17 protein-coding genes and 1 pseudogene are annotated in these 18672 nt (G+C 52.4%); 17 read left to right on the top strand and 1 reads right to left on the bottom strand.

Annotated features, from left to right (window positions below; genetic code table 11):
* The first annotated feature begins 23 nt into the window (after positions 1–23).
* The 17 genes from MKX70_RS20570 to MKX70_RS20650 all read left to right on the top strand — a co-directional run bounded on the left by MKX70_RS20570 (position 24) and on the right by MKX70_RS20650 (position 17783).
* Positions 24–551, top strand: a complete 528-nt coding sequence (locus MKX70_RS20570) for a hypothetical protein (protein ID WP_042236895.1) — start codon at positions 24–26, stop codon at positions 549–551.
* Positions 552–585: 34 nt separating this feature from the next.
* Complete coding sequence (locus MKX70_RS20575) at positions 586–1371, top strand: HAD family hydrolase (protein ID WP_042236893.1); 786 nt, start codon at positions 586–588, stop codon at positions 1369–1371.
* Positions 1372–1598: 227 nt separating this feature from the next.
* Positions 1599–2021 (top strand): FixH family protein, encoded by a 423-nt coding sequence (locus MKX70_RS20580; RefSeq protein ID WP_340785662.1) that lies wholly within the window; start codon positions 1599–1601, stop codon positions 2019–2021.
* Positions 2022–2198: 177 nt separating this feature from the next.
* Positions 2199–5576 (top strand): methionine synthase, encoded by a 3378-nt coding sequence (metH, locus tag MKX70_RS20585; protein ID WP_445323711.1) that lies wholly within the window; start codon positions 2199–2201, stop codon positions 5574–5576.
* 224 nt (positions 5577–5800) lie between these two features.
* On the top strand, positions 5801–6751 hold the full coding sequence (rnz, locus tag MKX70_RS20590) for a ribonuclease Z (RefSeq protein WP_340785667.1): 951 nt from the start codon (positions 5801–5803) through the stop codon (positions 6749–6751).
* Between the two features lie 294 nt (positions 6752–7045).
* Positions 7046–7834, top strand: coding sequence for a TIGR01457 family HAD-type hydrolase (locus MKX70_RS20595; protein ID WP_340785669.1), 789 nt, complete (start codon positions 7046–7048; stop codon positions 7832–7834).
* A 45-nt stretch (positions 7835–7879) separates the two neighbouring features.
* Positions 7880–8695, top strand: a complete 816-nt coding sequence (locus MKX70_RS20600; RefSeq protein WP_340840629.1) for an Fpg/Nei family DNA glycosylase — start codon at positions 7880–7882, stop codon at positions 8693–8695.
* The gene (locus tag MKX70_RS20605; protein WP_340840630.1) at positions 8685–9542 is read left to right on the top strand and encodes a deoxyribonuclease IV; all 858 of its coding nucleotides are present in this window, start codon (positions 8685–8687) and stop codon (positions 9540–9542) included. The genes MKX70_RS20600 and MKX70_RS20605 overlap by 11 nt, the downstream gene beginning before the upstream one ends.
* Positions 9542–9883 (top strand): cyclic-phosphate processing receiver domain-containing protein, encoded by a 342-nt coding sequence (locus tag MKX70_RS20610; protein WP_340790189.1) that lies wholly within the window; start codon positions 9542–9544, stop codon positions 9881–9883. The genes MKX70_RS20605 and MKX70_RS20610 overlap by 1 nt, the downstream gene beginning before the upstream one ends.
* A complete protein-coding gene (locus MKX70_RS20615) occupies positions 9880–10203 on the top strand; it encodes a thioredoxin family protein (protein ID WP_340840631.1) in 324 nt (107 codons plus the stop codon). Before MKX70_RS20610 ends, MKX70_RS20615 begins: the two co-directional genes overlap by 4 nt.
* The gene (locus MKX70_RS20620) at positions 10203–10985 is read left to right on the top strand and encodes an ABC transporter ATP-binding protein (protein WP_171715949.1); all 783 of its coding nucleotides are present in this window, start codon (positions 10203–10205) and stop codon (positions 10983–10985) included. Before MKX70_RS20615 ends, MKX70_RS20620 begins: the two co-directional genes overlap by 1 nt.
* Positions 10986–11017: 32 nt before the next feature.
* Positions 11018–12049 (top strand): SAM-dependent methyltransferase, encoded by a 1032-nt coding sequence (locus MKX70_RS20625; RefSeq protein ID WP_052422192.1) that lies wholly within the window; start codon positions 11018–11020, stop codon positions 12047–12049.
* A gap of 117 nt (positions 12050–12166) precedes the next feature.
* Complete coding sequence (locus MKX70_RS20630; RefSeq protein ID WP_340840632.1) at positions 12167–13696, top strand: serine/threonine protein kinase; 1530 nt, start codon at positions 12167–12169, stop codon at positions 13694–13696.
* Positions 13697–13841: 145 nt separating this feature from the next.
* Entirely contained in the window at positions 13842–15398 is a 1557-nt protein-coding gene (locus MKX70_RS20635) for an ABC-F family ATP-binding cassette domain-containing protein (protein ID WP_340840633.1), read from the top strand.
* Positions 15399–15512: 114 nt separating this feature from the next.
* Positions 15513–16583, top strand: coding sequence for a ThiF family adenylyltransferase (locus MKX70_RS20640; protein ID WP_340840634.1), 1071 nt, complete (start codon positions 15513–15515; stop codon positions 16581–16583).
* Positions 16528–16902, top strand: coding sequence for a Dabb family protein (locus MKX70_RS20645; protein WP_340840635.1), 375 nt, complete (start codon positions 16528–16530; stop codon positions 16900–16902). Before MKX70_RS20640 ends, MKX70_RS20645 begins: the two co-directional genes overlap by 56 nt.
* Positions 16903–17024: 122 nt before the next feature.
* On the top strand, positions 17025–17783 hold the full coding sequence (locus tag MKX70_RS20650) for a response regulator transcription factor (RefSeq protein ID WP_340785688.1): 759 nt from the start codon (positions 17025–17027) through the stop codon (positions 17781–17783).
* A 96-nt stretch (positions 17784–17879) separates the two neighbouring features.
* Here the strand turns inward: MKX70_RS20650 and MKX70_RS33455 are convergent.
* Positions 17880–18161, bottom strand: a pseudogene (locus tag MKX70_RS33455) (C40 family peptidase); the annotation flags it as partial.
* Positions 18162–18672 lie beyond the last annotated feature (511 nt).

Raw genomic sequence — 18672 nt, forward strand, 5'->3', positions numbered from 1 at the left:
CAGGATGACTAGGGGGAACTAACATGGCCCGTTCTTGGGAAAGAATGGTTCAACGCAACACCAAGCAAATCAATCAGCAAAGAAAGAAGCAGGGAAAAGAGACGATCTATGGGACGAGCTCTAAAGCTGCTGCAAAGAGCGTCGATATTTTCAAAGGCCGGAATATTGTATTCCCTGTCGTGTTAATGCTGCTTGGCATTATGTTCTGGGTAGTCGGTTCCATTGATGAAGCGAAAGGAAGCGGAATACTGGCCAACTGGCTGGGGGTAGTACTGTACTTCCTGCTTGCCGCGCTGTTATTCTTCCGCCGTCCGTTCCTTAAGGTGGAACGCGCCCGTCTGTCTACTATTAAATACAACCGCGAACGCTTTTTGCCAGCAACTGAAATTGAGAAGATTACCTTGTCGCGCAGTGTAGTTACCATTAAGTATAAAGGCAAGCGCAAGCAATGGATTTTCTCCAAGCTGATCAACCGGTATGACACCGCCGCCATGGCTGCACGCCTGGAACAATTCGGCAAGAACAACAACATTGAAGTAGTGCACGAATAGTAAGATAGACCAGCATAGGGAGTGGGAGAACGAAATGCCGATTACCGCCGTACTATTTGACCTTGACGATACACTGCTATGGGATGATCGAAGTGTGGAAGAAGCATTCCGCTACGCCTCTGAGGCTGCAGGGGATTCTGTTGATCCGCAAGAGCTTGAACAGGCGGTGCGCAGAGAAGCGCGTGCGCTTTATGAGTCTTACGAGACTTTTCCGTTCACGAAGCTGATTGGGATTAATCCTTTTGAGGCACTATGGGCTAACTTCACAGCTGGAGACCAGCCGGAATTCCGCCAGCTGGAACAGCTTGCTCCGGCCTACCGCACCGAATCCTGGCGCCGCGGACTTGCCTCTCTTGGAGTGGACGATGAAGCGCTGGCGGCACGCCTCGCTGCCAAGTTCGCCGTTGAGCGCCGCAGCCGTCCTTATATATATGAAGAGACGCTTCAGGTGCTGGATGAGCTGCGCGGCAAGGTGAAGCTGCTGCTGTTGACGAATGGCTGTCCTGCACTCCAGCAGGAGAAGCTTGATGGTGTACCTGAGCTTATTCCGTATTTTGACCATATTGTCATTTCTGGAAGCTTCGGTAAAGGGAAACCGGACAAGACAATCTTCGAGCATGCCCTCGGACTGCTGGATATTACGCCTGAGCAAGGGATAATGGTCGGAGATAAGCTTACGACTGATATTCTCGGTGGATTGGCTGCAGGTCTAACGACGGTCTGGATCAACCGGACGGCCAAGACTCCTGACCCGGACATCACTCCGGATTATCAGATCAGGCATCTTTCGGAGCTTCTGCCATTGGTACACTCCCTATAACTGATTTAGATGAAGCCGGTATCCTTATAGGATATTGGCTTTTTTAATATCCCTGCGAGGATCAAGATGAATGTAGTTCATGTATATGACTATTATCATGTGATATGGCCGTTAATGAAGCTTATTTCCGACAAGTTGAATAAAATGTGTATAATAAGGAAGAAAGCAATCTGACTTTCGTTGTTAACATGAAGATGAATCTATTCGATGAACCGGGAGGGCTCCAGATGATTAAGCCAAAGATACTTAGAGGTCTCATTTGCATTGTCATGGGCATGACGCTTGCCGGCTGTTCAGGGAATAATGAAGAGGAAATGTATATGCATGCAGCTGCTGATTCCTCAATGGTGCCTATCAAGGTAGAGCTAAGCTGGAGTCCGGAAGAAGTATCCGTTAACGACAAGGTGATTTTTAAAGCTGTCATTAGTCAGGACGGAGTAGTTGTAGAGGACGCCAAAGAAGTGATCTTCGAAATTGTAGATAATGCAGAGCCAGACAAGAGCACTGAGCTGAAAGGGGCAAGTGACGGAGAGGGAGCTTATGTATGTGAAAGTACATTTGAGCAAGCCGGCAGCTATACGGTCACTTCCCATGTGACTGCCCGTACGCAGCACTCAATGCCGTCTAAAGAACTCACGGTACAGCCGTGATGAGTTGTGAGCCGTAGCTATACTGTTAATACAAATAATGCAGGGTGGAAAGGAAGGCTTTCCGAATTCCCTTTATTCTGCTAAACTTACTCTAATGTTTTACTGGGGGGATTGAAAGTGGCCAAATTCACACTTGCAGAAAGCTTGCAGCAACGCATATTGATACTAGACGGAGCCATGGGCACAATGATTCAACAGGTGCCGCTTACCGGTGAGGATTTCGGCGGGGATGAGCTGGATGGCTGTAATGAAATGCTGGTGCTTACCCGGCCGGAGGTGATTCAGGATATTCATGAGAAATACCTGGAAGCCGGTGCGGATCTGATTGAGACCAACACATTCGGCGCCACCTCTGTGGTGCTTGCAGAATATGATATCCCGCAGCGGGCCCGGGAGATTAACCTGGAGGCTGCGAGACTTGCGCGTAATGCTGCAGATAAATACGATACACCTGAACGCCCAAGGTACGTTATAGGGGCAATGGGACCGACGACGAAGACGCTCTCCGTAACCGGAGGAGTAACGTTCCAGGAGCTCGTGGACAGCTATGAAGAGCAGGCGGTCGCGTTGATCGACGGTAAGGTTGACGCCCTGCTGCTGGAGACTTCCCAGGACACATTGAATGTGAAGGCTGGAAGTATAGGGATCCACAATGCCTTCGAGAAAAGCGGAATTACACTGCCGGTGATGATCTCGGGTACCATTGAACCTATGGGAACTACGCTTGCCGGACAGAACATCGAGGCCTTCTACATTTCACTGGAGCATCTTAAGCCGATTTCTGTCGGATTAAACTGTGCGACCGGACCGGAATTCATGCGCGATCATATCCGTTCGCTGTCTGCTATTTCTTCAGCAGCAGTAAGCTGCTATCCGAACGCCGGGCTCCCGGACGAGAACGGCAACTACCATGAATCTCCGGATTCACTTGCCCGCAAGCTGGCCGGTTTCGCCGAGAAGGGCTGGCTGAACATTGCCGGCGGCTGCTGCGGCACAACCCCGGATCATATCCGGGCGATGGCCGAAGCCCTGTCGGTATATCCGCCGCGCGGACTGGATGGCATTCATCCGCCGGCACTCTCCGGCATAGAGCCTGTGTACATTGAGAGTGATAACCGTCCTTACATGGTCGGTGAACGGACCAACGTGCTGGGATCGCGGAAGTTCAAACGACTGATTGTCGAAGGCAAGTATGAGGAAGCTTCAGAGATTGCCCGCGCACAGGTGAAGAGCGGAGCGCAGGTCATTGACGTCTGTGTGCAGGACCCTGACCGTGATGAGACGGAGGATATCAAACGTTTCCTCGAGCTGGTAGTGAAGAAGGTCAAAGTACCGCTGATGATCGATACCACCGATCCGAAGGTGATTGATCTGGCCTTGCAATATTGCCAAGGGAAGGCGATTATTAACTCCATTAACCTTGAAGACGGTGAAGAGAAATTCGAGCTCGTGACTCCGCTGATTCATAAATACGGTGCTGCGATCGTTGTGGGCACCATTGATGAAACCGGGCAGGCGATCCTGGCTAAGGACAAGCTGGAGGTTGCCAGACGTTCATACGATCTGCTGGTGAACAAATACGGGCTGGCCGCCGAAGATTTGATCTTTGATACCCTTGTATTCCCTGTCGGAACAGGGGACGAACAATATATCGGTTCTGCAAAAGAGACGATTGACGGTATCCGCCTGATCAAGGAAGCTCTGCCTTCCGTTCATACGATTCTGGGCATAAGCAATGTATCGTTTGGACTGCCGGAAGCGGGCCGTGAAGTGCTCAACTCTGTGTTTCTCTATGAGTGCACCAAAGCCGGACTGGATTATGCAATTGTGAATACCGAAAAGGTGGAGCGTTATGCCTCCATTCCGGAAGAAGAACGCAAGCTTGCCGAACAGCTGATTTATAATACGAATGATGATACTTTGTCTGCGTTCGTAGCGGCTTTCCGGGAGAAGAAGGTCGAGAAGAAAGAGAAGATCTCCAATCTCTCGCTGGAAGAACGTCTCGCTTCGTATGTCGTTGAGGGAACCAAGGAAGGGCTCATTCCTGACCTGGACGAAGCCTTGAAGTTATCCGGTCCGCTTGAGATAATTAATGGTCCGCTGATGGCGGGGATGTCGGAAGTCGGCAGATTGTTCAATAACAATGAATTGATTGTTGCTGAAGTGCTGCAAAGCGCTGAAGTAATGAAGGCCTCGGTCGGACATCTGGAGCAGTTTATGAAGAAGGATGAGACCTCGGTTAAAGGAAGAATTATGCTCGCAACCGTTAAGGGCGATGTGCATGATATCGGTAAAAACCTTGTGGAGATTATCCTCTCTAATAATGGCTACGAGATCGTCAATCTGGGTATAAAGGTTCCGCCAGAGAACATAATTGAAGCCTTTCGCAAGGAAAAAGCAGACGCCATCGGATTATCCGGCCTTCTGGTGAAGTCGGCGCAGCAGATGGTGCTAACGGCGCAGGATCTGCGCGCTGCCGGCATTGACGTACCGATTATGGTCGGCGGTGCGGCATTAACCCGTAAGTTCACCAAGACCCGTATCCGGCCTGAATATGACGGCCTGGTATTATACGCCAAGGACGCCATGGATGGTCTGGATATCGCCAACCGGCTGATGAATCCGCTGGAGCGGGGGAAGATTGAGGAAGAGATACGCCAAGAGGCAGAGGCTGCCATAGCTGTGGCTCCGCAGCAGCCGCTTCCCGAGCTGACGCGTGCCGTCCGCTCCAAGATTTCTGCGGACGCCCCTGTGTTTACTCCGCCGGATCTGGAACGTCACGTCCTGCGCAATTATCCGCTCGGACATATTATTCCTTATGTGAACATGCAGATGCTGCTCGGTCATCATCTGGGGCTGCGTGGTTCCGTGGAAGCACAGCTGACAGCTGGAGATGCGCGTACAGTGGAATTGAAAGAAACCGTAGACGATATTCTGCATCAGGCGATGCTGGAAGGTACCATTGTTCCTCATGCCATGTATCAGTTCTTCCCGGCCCAGTCAAGCGGGAATGATATCCTGATCTATGACCCGCAGAACCCTGCCCGTGTGCTGCATACCTTCACCTTCCCACGGCAGAACGTTGAGCCTTATCTCTGCCTTGCCGACTTCCTGAAGCCGGTGGACAGCGGGGTTATGGATTACGTCGGATTCCTGGTCGTAACCGCCGGCCATGGTGTACGTGAATTGTCCACGGAGCTTAAGGACCGGGGAGATTATCTCCGTTCCCATGCCTTGCAGGCAGTAGCGCTGGAGGTGGCAGAAGGTCTGGCTGAACGCGTTCACCATATGATGCGGGATACCTGGGGGTTCCCGGACCCGGCGGATATGACGATGAAGCAGAGACACGGGGCGCGTTATCAGGGAATCCGTGTATCCTTTGGCTACCCGGCTTGCCCGGATCTGGAGGATCAAGGGCCGTTATTCAAGCTGCTGTCCCCGGAGGATATTGGAGTTCACCTTACTGAAGGCTTCATGATGGAGCCGGAGGCTTCGGTATCGGCTATGGTATTTGCACATCCTGAAGCGCAGTATTTCAATGTGGAGAAGCTGTAACTGCCCTGATTGATCATCACCTGTCAGAAGGGCTGTGCCCGTCATAGCTGAACCTCCCGTCACCGGGAGGTTTTTTGCTGGAAATATAAGAAGCTATATGTATCGTATCCAGCCGATTCCGCTTGAAAGATGCTTTCAGCGCTAAAACAGAGTAGAATTCTTTTCATAAGAACCGGCATTATAAAAATAAGGTGAGAAGTACGATAGAAGAGAGGAGGGGCATAATGGAAATATATTTCTTGGGAACAAATGCCGGGGTACCGACACTGCAGCGGAATGTAACCTCAATCGCCCTCAGGCTGCTTGAAGAACGGCGCACATTCTGGATGTTCGATTGTGGAGAAGGAACACAGCATCAGGTTCTCCGTTCACCGCTGCGGCTGGGCAAGCTGGAAAAGCTGTTTATCACCCATTTGCATGGTGACCACTTGTTCGGCCTTCCGGGGCTGCTGTCGAGCCGCGGATATCAGGGCGGTACATCACCGCTTACAGTGTATGGACCTCCTGGGGTCAAAGCTTATCTGGATATTTCACTGTCCGCAAGCCAGTCGCGAATCCCTTACAAGCTTGAAATTATTGAGCACAGCGGCGGGCTTGTGTTTGAGGATGACACGTTCAAGGTTGAGGCGGGATTGCTTGAGCATAGAATTGACAGCTATGGGTACCGGGTAACGGAGAAAGACAGTCCGGGCAATCTCGATGCAGAGCTGCTTAAGAGTTACGGGCTGAAGCCCGGGCCGCTGTACGGCAAGCTGAAGAGAGGTGAAGATATCACATCTGAAGACGGGGTTGTGATCCGGGCAGCGGATGTGATTCATGCGCCGAAACGCGGCCGAATTGTTACTATTCTGGGCGATACCCGTCCTTGCGAGGGAACACTGCCGCTGGCACAGGATGCTGATCTGATCATTCATGAGGCTACCTTTGCTCATGACTTGGCTGATATGGCCTATCAGTATCATCACAGTACAGCCCGGCAAGCCGCGGAGCTTGCACGTGAGGCAGGCGGGCGTGAACTGCTGCTCACCCACTTCAGCTCGCGGTACAGCTCACAGGAGGAGCTGATTCCACTCCTGGAAGAGGCGCAGGCCATCTTCCCGGCTACACTGCTGGCGGAGGAATTCTGCACCTTCCCGGTCCATCGGAGAGCCACGGGAAATGCCCCCGGGGAATGAATTATTTTCCGGGAAAGCGCAGGAAATGACAGGGCTATGCCAAAAAAAGCCTGCCGGTACAGCGGTTCGCTATCGTTCGACGAAGTATGTTAAATTTTAAATAATAGGAGAGCATTAAGCGTACGAAGCAGTAGAGAAATTGACGAAACGGAGTAGCGGAAAAGTTAGGATGCCATCAAAAAACTCAATAACAGTGGGCTATAGAGGGAAATGGTTAGAAAATTGCGAAGATAATTTATAACATTAACTATTAATGCGATGATTTAAATAAACGGGACTCAAACAGGGGGTATTATGAACAATATAGGTGGTTTGTTAATTGATCTGGACGGAACCTTGTATCACGGCGGCCGGATGATTCCGGATGCAGATCGGTTGATAGCAGCGCTGCGTAGAGCGGCTGTACCGTTCCTGTTTGTCACGAATAACTCATCACGCACAGCGGCAAGTGTTGCTGTACATCTGCGCGGGATGGGAATTGATGCGAATCCGGAAGAGGTCTGCACCTCATCGCTTGCTGCGGCACGCTACATTGCTGAGGAATCACCGGAAGCTACAGTGGCGATACTTGGAGAAGAGGGACTGGTGCAGGCCTGCGCCGAAGCGGGGCTGACCCTGGTTACGGAGAATCCACAATATGTTGTCCAGGGCATCGACCGTTCTTTTACATATGAATCGCTGGCCCGGGCTTCGCGCTGGATCCGGGAAGGAGCCAAGTTTGTGCTTACCAACCCGGACTTGATGCTCCCCTCCGATGACGGGGTGATGCCCGGCGCCGGAACCCTTGGAGCTGCAATTGAAGCAGCTAGCGGAGTGTCACCTGTAGTGATCGGCAAACCTGAATCCCATCTGATTACCTATGCGACTTCACTGCTGGGGATCACATCTGAGGAAGCGGTTGTTGTCGGAGATAATATGCGTACAGACATTTCTGCCGGTGTAAATGCAGGCTGCCGCACGATACTGGTGCTGACGGGTCTTACCACACGCGATAATCTGGAGCGCTACCAGACAGTTACAGGAGTTAAGCCGGATGAAATTTGTGCTGATTTAGCTGAACTTATGGTGCTGCTCGGTGTATAATGACAAAGGTATGCCTTTTACCAACCTGGAAGGGAAGATGACAATATGCCGGAATTGCCGGAAATGGAGAATTACAGAAAGCTGCTGAGCCAGCATCTAATAAATGTTCCAATTACGGGGGTAACCGTAAATAGAGAAAAAACAATCAATATGAAGACGGAAGAATTCGTGAACAGTCTGGTTGGAGCGCGGATCGTGTTCGTAGAACGCCGTGCCAAACATATTCTGTTCCATTTGCATGACGGAAGAAGACTGCTGCTGCATCTGATGCTGGGCGGACTTTTGTTCTATGGTACAGAGGAGGAACGTCCGGACCGGACTACTCAGGTTGAACTGGCTTTTGGAGAGCATATCCTCTACTTCATGGGTCTGCGCCTGGGATATCTGCATCTCCTGTCTGTTAAGGAAAGCGAAGCGGCAATGGGTAAGCTTGGACCGGAGCTGCTGGACCGGAGAATGACGGCTGAACGCTTCGCCGCACTGCTCAAAGGACGCCGCGGTGCGCTGAAGAGCCTGCTGGTCAACCAGCATGTTATGGCCGGTATCGGCAATTGTTATGCCGACGAGATTGCCTTTGAAGCAAGACTTTTGCCTTCTACGCTCGTTCAGAATCTGTCACCGGAGGCAGTAATCCGGCTGTATGACAGTGTGCGCAAGGTATTGACGGAGGCAACCGAGATTGGCGGTTATATGGAAATGCCGTTCATGACCGGAGATACGGTTACCGGCTCTTACAACGATGCTTGTAAAGTGTACGACCGCGGCGGCGAACCCTGCCTGCGCGGCGGGGGAACGATTATCAAGACTGAGCAATCCGGACGCAAGGTGTTTTATTGCCCGGATTGCCAGCATGACGCTTAATCCCGGAATAGGGGCACATGTCAGCATACGCGGCGGATACGGGCAGGCTGCCCGGTTCGCCAGGGAGAGCGGTGCGTCGTGTTTCCAGTATTTTCCGAAGAATCCGCGCAGTCTGAAGCTTAAGCCTGTGGACTACCGGGATGCGCACAGCTGTGCCGATTATTGCCGGGAACAGGGGATGGTCTCCATTGCCCATACCCCATATCCGACCAATCTGGCCGCAGATCCCGCAGGCAGAGCCGTTATGGCCGCTTCGCTGCGCAATGATCTGGAGATCGCCGAAGCCTGCGGCTCCCTGGGCATTGTGGTGCATTTTGGCCATTTTGCCGGAATGGAGCCATTACAAGGCTATCAAAATATTATACAATGTATAAATGACACCCTGGCCGGGTGGGAAGGCCGGACGAAGCTCCTGATTGAGAATATGGCAGGCAATCACGGCCAAGAAGGCATGACGCTGGAAGAACTGGTCAAAGTCCGTGAATTGAGTCATTATCCGGAGAAAATCGGCTTCTGCTTCGATACCTGTCACGCCTTCGCATCAGGGATATGGAATCCGCAGCATACTGACGAGTTTCTGCAGCGGGGCACAGCGCTAGGCTACTGGCAGCAGCTTGCTGCCGTACATTTGAATGATTCCCTGTTCCCCTGCGGCTCCAGACGCGACAGGCATGCAAGGGTCGGACAAGGCCATATTGGCGGGAAGGCGCTGCGGGAGCTACTGACTTCTGCTCCTCTGCGCAATGTGTCTGCTGTTGCGATGGAAACAGAGAAAGGGCCTGACGGCACTCACAGGGCGGAAATTGCTGTAGTCAGGCATTGGTTTGAAGCGGAGGATGAAACGTGATGAATATATATATGGACGATATGAGAAGACGGCCTTCCGGTTTTGCATTGGCCAGAACCACCGGAGAGTGTCTGCTGATGCTGCGCAGCGGCCCGGTTGATATTCTGTCGCTTGATTATGATATGGGCCCGGAGGATTTCTGCGGGGGTGAAGTGGCTAAACGGATGGTGCTCGAAGGATTATTCCCGCGGGAAATCTATCTGCACACCTCGAGCCTTGAGGGGCGCAAGGAAATGTACGAAATCTTATATCCGGCCGTGCCTGCCGGTACACAGCTGTACAATGGCCCGCTTGGGCTGGAGAGGCTGCAGGAAATTGCTGCAGGAGCGGCGGCTGGATGAAGGATATGAATCAGGATGAGCTGATGGAGTTGCTCGGAAGACCGGGAGAACCTCTCGTAGTGTTCTTGTATACCCCACTGTGCGGGACCTGCAAGGCAGCACGGCGTATGCTGGAGGTTGCACAGCATCTGCTGCCGCCCGGACTACTGATTGCTGAGGGCAACGTAAATATGCTGCCCGGACTTATAAACACGTATCGTATATCCAGTGTGCCTGCACTGATGGTAGTGCCGGCGGACCGCCGCGCTGAACCGGAAATCTTTTATTCAATGGGCTCGGTAGAACGGGTACTGGATTACATAAGGAGAGTGACCTCATAATGATATCTTTACAACATCTTTCCCTGCGCAGGGAACAAAGTCTGATTCTTGATGACGTGTCTCTGGAAATGAAGCAAGGTGAAAATTGGGTAATTCTCGGGCGTAACGGCTCCGGTAAAACCACCTTACTGGAAATGATGACCGGTTACCTGTTTCCAAGCAAGGGTTCTGTTGAAGTGCTGGGCTACAAATTCGGCCAGTGTGATGTACGTGAGGTGCGCAAGGAAATCGGTTATATTGGACCATCCCTGATGGAAAAGCTCTCGCTCAGCGATCCCGTATGGGAGGTCGTCGCAACTGGCGCTTATGCCTACCTTCGCTTTTATCAGGCAATCCCGCAAAGTGTGCAGGATCAGGCACTGAAGCTGCTGGACGATATGAATCTCAGCGAACTGGCGTACCATCCGTTTGGTACCCTGTCCCAGGGGGAACGTAAGAAAGCGATGCTGGCGCGCTGCCTGATAGCCGAGCCCAAGCTGCTGATCATGGACGAGCCTTGCGCCGGCCTGGATCTCTACGAGCGTGAGAAGATGCTGGCCGAGATCGACAAGCTGAAGCAGCGCAATGTGGCTGTAGTGTACGTAACGCATCATGTAGAGGAGATTGTACCGCTCTTCACCCATGTAGCGCTGATCCGTGACGGGAAACTGGCGGGAGCTGGTCCCAAGGAAGAAGTGCTGACTAGGGAAATGCTGATGGACACTTTCGATATACCCGTTGATGTTGAATGGGATAGCGGCCGTCCCTGGATAAAAATAAGACCTGGAGGCACATCGATTTGAACGAATTTACGCAAGAACCCCTCGAGCCAAACATGGCTCCTGATGAAAAAATAATTTCAAGATACATCTGCACCGCGAACCACGGCTTTGCTCCCTATGCACAAGAGGAGCTGCGCCGCCTGTTCGGAGCGGTGAAAAGTACATTGCTGCTGCCGGGTGAAGTGTTCCTGGCAACGCTGGAGGCAGAGCCTGAAGAGGTATCGCGGATGCTGGCACAGAACCTGCCGATCTTCCTGCGGCATATCCAGCCGGTGCAGTTCCAGGACACAGGTGATATGTCTGCTATGGACAGGCTGGCTGTATACTTAAGCCGGCGGACAGAGCTGGAGGGCGAGAAGGTCTCGCTGCATGTCCGCAAGGGCAGCACGTCCTTCTGGGAAGACAGCCCGGGAGAGCTGCGGGAGTGGCTGCAGGGTCGGCTTGACAGTCTGGGTGCAGAATTCACCGTGCAGGAGCCGGCATGGGTGGTGTCTGTATATGCAGATGGAGAAGCCCTGTATGCCGGTGTATCCCGGCCGGAAGAGAATCTCTCCAGCTGGAACGGCGGGATGATCCGCTTCCGCAAGGAAGACGGGCAGATCTCACGGGCCAAGTTCAAGCTGATGGAGGCGGAGAAGGAATTCGCCATTCCGTTCTACAGCTTCAAGAATGCGGTGGATATCGGCGCTTCCCCGGGCGGCTGGACCTCGTTCCTGCTGGAACGCGGCCTTAAGGTAACCGCTGTAGATCCGGCCCTGATGCATGAATCGCTGCGTAATTATCCTGGACTCAAGATTCTGCGTAAAAATGCCGGGGAGGTCAAATTCCGTGAGAATGAATTTGACCTGCTGGTCTGCGATATGAGCTGGAGTCCCAAGCTGATGGCGAAGCTGGTTACCGGACTGCTCCATAGTCTGACCCCGGGCGGTACGGCCATTGTCACGGTGAAGCTGATGCATAAGAAGCCGCTGGCGATGATCAAAGAGATTATTGCGATGTTCGAAGGTGAGCGGATGCAGATTCAGCGCGCGAAGCAGCTGTTCCATAACCGCGATGAAATTACACTTTATATGATTAAATATTAATTAGGTTCATGGATAAAGGGAAAGCATCCCGCTATCTGCACCGCCGGCTTCATGCCGGAACTAGGTGCCGAAAGCGGATGCTTTCCCTTTTTTGCGTGACAATAAGGAGGAAAAAAGATGAATGTAGCGGGCAAGCTGACAACCGGACAAATCCTTGGAGGACGTTACTCTATTACCGGACTTATCGGTGCAGGAGGAATGAGCCGTGTATATCTGGCAGAGGATTTGCGGCTGCCGGGAAAGGTATGGGCGGTTAAGGAAAGTGTGATACGGGAAGGGGGAGGGCATAGCATTGGAGCCATCCAGGCAGAAGCAGAGCTTCTGATCTCACTGAATCATCCTAAGCTGCCGCGGATTGGTGATTTCTTCCCGCCGGACCGTGACGGCTACAGTTATCTGGTGATGGATTACATTGATGGGGTGACCCTTCATCAATATATGATTGAGCATCCGGCAGCTCTTACAGGAGGGCGGATTATCAGCTACGCCAGGCAACTGCTGGAGGTCCTGCAATACCTGCACAGCCATCATCCGCCGATCGTCTACCGTGACCTGAAGCCCTCCAATATTATGCTGGCCGGACAACAGGAGCTGAGACTGATTGATTTCGGCATCGCCCGTAAGCTGAGAAACGGACCGGATGAAGACACGGAGAAGCTGGGAACCGCCGGCTTTGCTGCCCCGGAGCAATATGGCAGTGCACAGAGCAGTCCGCTGTCTGACCTGTACGGGCTGGGTGCGCTGCTGCTGTACATGGCTTCCGGCGGACAATTCAGCAGCTGGCAGCCGGGAATGGAACGGAAGCTGCATGGCAGCATTCCGGACCGGTTGATTCCGGTAATCCGGCGCCTACTGCGTCATCATCCGGAGGAGCGGTACGGCAGTGCCCAGGAGGTGCTGTCAGCTCTTGAACCGCTTGAAGCCCAAGCCGCAGAGCTGATAGCGCCGGAGCTTAAGCCGGATTTGCAGGCTGCTTCTGTTAGGCTGCAGTCCCAGCAGACCTTGGTAGTGGCCGTGCTGGGCGTAGCTCCGGGACTTGGGACAACGCATACTTCACTGGCTGTGAGCCAATATTTGTCGCGGACTGGCCACACCGCCTGGGTGGAATGCGCTCCTGATGCGCAAGTATTTAACCGCATTAAAGGAATGGCAGAAGTGCCTGAAAGAAGTGCCATCCATGGTGGAGTGCGGCCGGAGCGTCCCTACACCTGGAACAACGTAGATTTCTGGAAGCTTGCGCCGGCTGACGGACTGCCTCAGCGGACGGGTGAGGCATATTCCTTCGTGGTTCTGGATCTGGGGACAGGCGGTTACGAAGGGGCCCTGACCGCCTTCACGGCCAGCGGCAGGCCGTTACTGGTGGCCTCCGGGGCGGATTGGCGGCTGGAGGATACGCTGCACTGGCTGCGCCGCAGCGGGCTCACCCCTCAGCCGGAATGGCGGATCTGTCTGCCGCTGGCCGGCGGTTCTGCGGCAGCGCTTCTGGCTTCTGCTTTGGGACAGGCCAAGGTGTGCAGCCTGCCGCTTCAGCAGGACCCTTTTCAGACCAGAGGGAAGCTGGGGCAAGCGGTTGGAGAGATGCTTGGACTCGGAACGGACAAACGATTTTCTGCAAAAAATAGAGGAATATTTCAGAAAAAACGATGAAATCACTACTTTTTCTGCGTGTTTTGCAGGAATTAGGCTTATTTTCTATTTCGGCACTGGACATAGGTGTGCTAGAATGTAGTGATGTATGTGCTTAACCCGATTAGTAATATTGATAATATAGACAGGAGCTTGCGGAGAATTTATGAGTTTACTTACTGTAGAAGACGTTTCCCACAACTTTGGGGACCGGGTATTGTTCAAGGATGTATCTTTCCGCCTGCTGGATGGAGAACATGTAGGAATTGTTGGAGCTAACGGCGTGGGCAAGTCTACGCTGATGAATATTTTGACCGGTAAATTGTTAAAGGACAGCGGCAAACTGGAGTGGACTCCGCGTGTCCGATACGGCTATCTAGATCAGCACACCCAGCTAACGGCAGGCAAAACGGTACGCGATGTGCTTAAAGATGCCTTCCTGCCGCTGCTGGAGCTGGAGGCTGAAATGCTGGCCATCACGGATAAAATGGGCGACGCCACTCCCGAAGAGCTGGAATTGCTGCTGGATCAGATGGGCACGATTCAGGAACAGCTGGACATCGGGGACTTTTATATGATTGATGTGAAGGTGGAGGATATGGCGGGCGGCCTCGGCCTGTCGGCAATCGGTCTGGACCGGGATGTAACTAGCCTGAGCGGGGGGCAGCGGACCAAGGTTCTGCTGGCGAAGCTGCTGCTGGAGAAACCAAATGTGCTGCTGCTCGATGAGCCTACCAACTATCTTGATGTGGAGCATATTGACTGGCTGACCAATTATTTGAAGAATTATCCGTATGCCTTCATGCTGATCTCCCATGATACGGAATTTATGAATAAAATCGTGGATGTGATCTATCATCTGGAGTTCTCGAAGCTGACCCGTTATACTGCCAACTACGAGAAATTCCTGGAAATGGCGGGGATGAACAAAGCCCAGCACATTGATGCGTATGAGAAGCAGCAGGATTTCATCAAAAAGCAGGAAGACTTCATCCAGCGCAATAAAGCGCGGGCTTCCACATCGGGCCGGGCCAAGAGCCGTGAGAAGCAGCTTGGACGTCTGGAACGGATTGACCGTCCGGAAGAGGCGATGAAGCCGACCTTCCAGTTCAAAGAGAGCCGGGCCAGCGGGAAGACCGTGTTCGAAGGCGTTGACTTCGAGATTGGTTATGATCGTCCGCTGCTGCCAAGCAAGCTGAATATGATGATTGAACGCGGAGAGAAGATTGCAATTGTCGGGTATAATGGTGTAGGCAAATCCACGCTGCTCAAAACGATTCTAGGTGTAATCCCGACCTACAGCGGCAAAACCTATCTGGGGGATTACCTGAGTTCAGCGTACTTCCAGCAGGAAATGAAGGCGGAGAATATTACCCCGATTGAAGATGTATGGAATGAATTCTCAAGCCTCACCCAGAATGAAGTACGTGGCCATCTGGCGCGCTGCGGGCTGAAGAATGAACATATTACCCGTCCGCTTAGCATGCTGAGCGGTGGCGAGCAGGCCAAAGTACGTCTGTGTAAGCTGCTGATGCGTGAGAGCAACTGGATTCTGTTCGATGAGCCTACGAATCACCTTGATATTATTGCTAAGGCAGAGCTCAAACGGGCGCTGCAGGAATACAAAGGGACGATTCTCCTTGTCTCCCATGAACCGGAATTCTACGAGGATTGGGTAACGAAGGTATGGAATGTGGAGCAGTGGTCTGCTCAGACTGTATAGATGAATTACAACATCCGGGGAGGAGCGCTGCAAGGCGCTGTTTCCCGGATTTTCATAATATTAAGTGATAAACGGAATTAACATTTTTTATTGGATAAAGGGGGCTGTTCAGGGATGGGCTCTAAGGACAATGACAAACCGGCTCCGGCATCAGCGGCGGGACGGGACGGAAGGTATTCGAGACAGGTCCGCTTTACTCCGTTCGGTGCTGCGGGGCAGCAGGGACTGGCACGTTCGAGCGTGCTGATTGTTGGGATGGGCGCACTAGGTACAGGGATTGCCGAGACTCTGGCGCGCTGCGGGGTAGGGCGGCTCATACTTGTGGACCGCGATTATGTAGAGTGGAGTAATCTGCAGCGGCAGCAGCTGTATACGGAAGAGGATGCCCGTCTGCGGATGCCCAAAGCGGCTGCGGCCAAGTCCAGACTCATGGAGATTAACTCGGAAATCGTGCTTGAAGCCCATGTGCTGGATGTGCGTGCAGAGGAGATGGAGAGCCTGCTTCCGGGAGTAGATCTGATTATGGACGGGACGGATAACTTCGACACCCGGCTGATCATGAATGACCTGGCGCAAAAGCACGGTATACCCTGGATCTATGGCGCTTGTGTCGGAAGCTACGGAATTACATACACCATCCTCCCGGGTGAAACACCCTGTCTGAATTGTCTGCTGGGTACGATCCCGCTGGGCGGGGATACCTGTGATACGGCCGGCATTCTGCCACAAGCTGTGCAGATGGTTACAGCGAATGGAACGGCTGAGGCGCTGAAGCTGCTCGGCGGGTACAAAGAGAAGCTGCGCGGCAAGCTTCTGACATTCGATCTCTGGCAGAATGAACAGCAGGAGATTGGCGTCAAGGCGGCGAAAAAAGTTGACTGTCCATCCTGCGGTGAACGTCCGGTCTATCCGTACTTGTCTGCATCTAACACAGAGCGCAGTGACGTGCTCTGCGGCCGGGATACGGTCCAGATCCGCCCGGCACAGCGCAGGAGCCTCAATCTGCAGGAGACAGCTGTACGTCTATCCAGGCTGAATACCGGCAAGGTGGAGAGCAATCCGTATCTGGTCTCATTAACGGAGGAGCCTTACCGTATGGTTGTGTTCGCCGACGGGAGGGCATTAATTCATGGAACCAGTGATACCGCTGCAGCACGCAGCTTCTATCACCGGTATTTCGGCTAACGAAGGGGAGAAGAGGATGAAGAACGGTACAATCAGGCATATGGCTATTTTTACATTGAAGCATGCACCCGATTCTGCGGAGACCGCTGCCTTCCTGCGGGACGGAGCGGAGATTCTCAGCGCCATTCCGGTAGTGATGAATTTCGAGGTGCTGCGCCAAGTCAGTGTTAAGTGTGATTTCCAGTATGGCTTCTCGATGGAGTTCGCGGATCAGGCAGCTTATAATACTTATAATAATCATCCTGATCATCAGGCTTTTGTGGCCAAACGCTGGGACACCGAGGTAGCAGCCTTCCAGGAAATCGATTTCGTAAATTAATTGAATTCGCTTAATAAGCTCAAAGAGACCATTCATGGGAATGGTCTCTTTGCTTATTGGGAATTCTAACCTTCATCTGTGGCGGCTCAGCTGGTGCAAGCCGGGAATATGGAGGAATCAATGTGAATGAAGTCATCGCCTGGTATGTGCCCGGCCCGGATCCGGGCGGACAGGAGACTGCTGAGGAACGGAGCAGACGGGAGGAAGGACATGCCGAACTTGAAGCGGCAATCCGTGAACTCGGCATGAAAACAGCAATAAGCGCGGATCTGGAAGATCTTCGCTTATTGCTGTCAAACAGGGGGCCTGTGCTGCTGCTCGCAGAGCTGTGTGAACCCGGAGAGTGGTCAGGCTGGAGGGTGGTATCAGAAATGCGGGAAGAGGGGATGGTTCTGCCGGTAATGGTGATATCCGGAGGAAATGAAGGGGAGCGTGGTCCGGCAGCTGTCTCGGCTTTTGAGGCAGGGGGCAATGAATATATGGTGAGGCCTGTACATACCGGAGAGTTCAAATGCAGGGTGCTCAATTTATTGAAGCTTACCGGACGCCGCAGAGGAGCGGCTTCGCTGCTTAGGGTGGATGGCTTATTGCTCGATCCCAGCCGCCGGCAGGTGAGCCGGGACGGAATAGAGTTGAAGATGACCCCCAAGGAATTCGACCTGCTGTACTATCTAGCCGTTAATCTGGGTGAAACCTGTCCCAGAAACGAGATTTTACAGCAGGTATGGGGATATCATTTTCACCCAGACACTAATGTGGTGGATGTCTACATCCGGCATATCCGTATGAAGGTAGACAAGGGCCACCGGAATAAACTGATACATACGGTACGCGGAACCGGATATGTACTGCGGACGCCGGAGAGCGGTGTCACAGGTTAGGGAATTCTTAACTGCCTCTCCGGCTTTTTTGAGAACCGTGCTATGGATTTTGCAACAAATCGTGAATGAAGCACGTTTAGTAAGAGAGAGATGCGCCTACAGTACGCGGCGTGCTTTCAGGTAGGTTTTTTTCCAGTTGCCCGAATTCAAATCTGAAATTGTTACTCCAGGTGAACCGTAGGTGTGGAGAATCTTGCCGTTGCCTGCATAGACTGCTACATGCGTTACGTTCTTACCTGTTGCCCGGCTTCCGCTGGAGAAGAACACCAAATCGCCGATGCGCAGGTTGGCCTTGCTCACGGAGGAGCCTACTTTGGATTGGGCTACGGAAGTACGCGGCAGGTTAACGCCATATTTCTTGAAAATATATTGAGTAAATGAAGAACAGTCAAAGTATCTTGTAGTAGAAGTGGATGCACCGAACTGGTAACGCGTTCCCAGATATTTTTTGCCGAAGCTGACAATACTAGAGCCGGTCGAAGATGCGGATACAGATTCGGATGTGACAGCCGAAGAGGATACGGATGCGGCAGCAGCAGGGGTTGTGCCTGCTCCGGTTGCCATTAGGGTGCTGAACCCGATTGTTGTGCACATTCCAATAGCAATTACTTGCTTAAACCATTGTTGCTTATTCATGTAGTAATACCTCCCAGGTTTGTGTTTATCTTTCTAGTTTCTTTCTCTGATTCGTAGTATAGCAGGTTATCTATTTCCTAAATTATGGAGCAGAGGCTTCAAATGCAGGCTGGACCTACGTTGTAAGCGTTTTATTAAAATCTCATTAAAAGTTACAAAATATTAATATTTATCTTAAACAGGCATAGGAAAAAGCCGGGAAAACCCTTACTGCGTAAGGAGATTCCCGGCTTTACATTTTTGAAACAAAGGT

It is taken from the genome of Paenibacillus sp. FSL R7-0312, from assembly GCF_038004445.1.
In the GTDB taxonomy this organism is placed as follows: domain Bacteria; phylum Bacillota; class Bacilli; order Paenibacillales; family Paenibacillaceae; genus Paenibacillus_AQ.

Excerpts from the sequence above, each read along its gene's own strand:
- MKX70_RS20630 (WP_340840632.1), top strand. The coding sequence starts at position 12,167 with ATGAATGTAGCGGGCAAGCTGACAACCGGACAAATCCTTGGAGGACGT.
- MKX70_RS20635 (WP_340840633.1), top strand. The coding sequence starts at position 13,842 with ATGAGTTTACTTACTGTAGAAGACGTTTCCCACAACTTTGGGGACCGG.
- MKX70_RS20615 (WP_340840631.1), top strand. The coding sequence starts at position 9,880 with ATGAAGGATATGAATCAGGATGAGCTGATGGAGTTGCTCGGAAGACCG.
- MKX70_RS20620 (WP_171715949.1), top strand. The coding sequence starts at position 10,203 with ATGATATCTTTACAACATCTTTCCCTGCGCAGGGAACAAAGTCTGATT.
- metH (WP_445323711.1), top strand. The coding sequence starts at position 2,199 with ATGGGCACAATGATTCAACAGGTGCCGCTTACCGGTGAGGATTTCGGC.
- rnz (WP_340785667.1), top strand. The coding sequence starts at position 5,801 with ATGGAAATATATTTCTTGGGAACAAATGCCGGGGTACCGACACTGCAG.
- MKX70_RS20595 (WP_340785669.1), top strand. The coding sequence starts at position 7,046 with ATGAACAATATAGGTGGTTTGTTAATTGATCTGGACGGAACCTTGTAT.
- MKX70_RS20610 (WP_340790189.1), top strand. The coding sequence starts at position 9,542 with ATGAATATATATATGGACGATATGAGAAGACGGCCTTCCGGTTTTGCA.
- MKX70_RS20605 (WP_340840630.1), top strand. The coding sequence starts at position 8,685 with ATGACGCTTAATCCCGGAATAGGGGCACATGTCAGCATACGCGGCGGA.
- MKX70_RS20625 (WP_052422192.1), top strand. The coding sequence starts at position 11,018 with ATGGCTCCTGATGAAAAAATAATTTCAAGATACATCTGCACCGCGAAC.
- MKX70_RS20580 (WP_340785662.1), top strand. The coding sequence starts at position 1,599 with ATGATTAAGCCAAAGATACTTAGAGGTCTCATTTGCATTGTCATGGGC.
- MKX70_RS20640 (WP_340840634.1), top strand. The coding sequence starts at position 15,513 with ATGGGCTCTAAGGACAATGACAAACCGGCTCCGGCATCAGCGGCGGGA.
- MKX70_RS20645 (WP_340840635.1), top strand. The coding sequence starts at position 16,528 with ATGGAACCAGTGATACCGCTGCAGCACGCAGCTTCTATCACCGGTATT.
- MKX70_RS20600 (WP_340840629.1), top strand. The coding sequence starts at position 7,880 with ATGCCGGAATTGCCGGAAATGGAGAATTACAGAAAGCTGCTGAGCCAG.
- MKX70_RS20575 (WP_042236893.1), top strand. The coding sequence starts at position 586 with ATGCCGATTACCGCCGTACTATTTGACCTTGACGATACACTGCTATGG.
- MKX70_RS20570 (WP_042236895.1), top strand. The coding sequence starts at position 24 with ATGGCCCGTTCTTGGGAAAGAATGGTTCAACGCAACACCAAGCAAATC.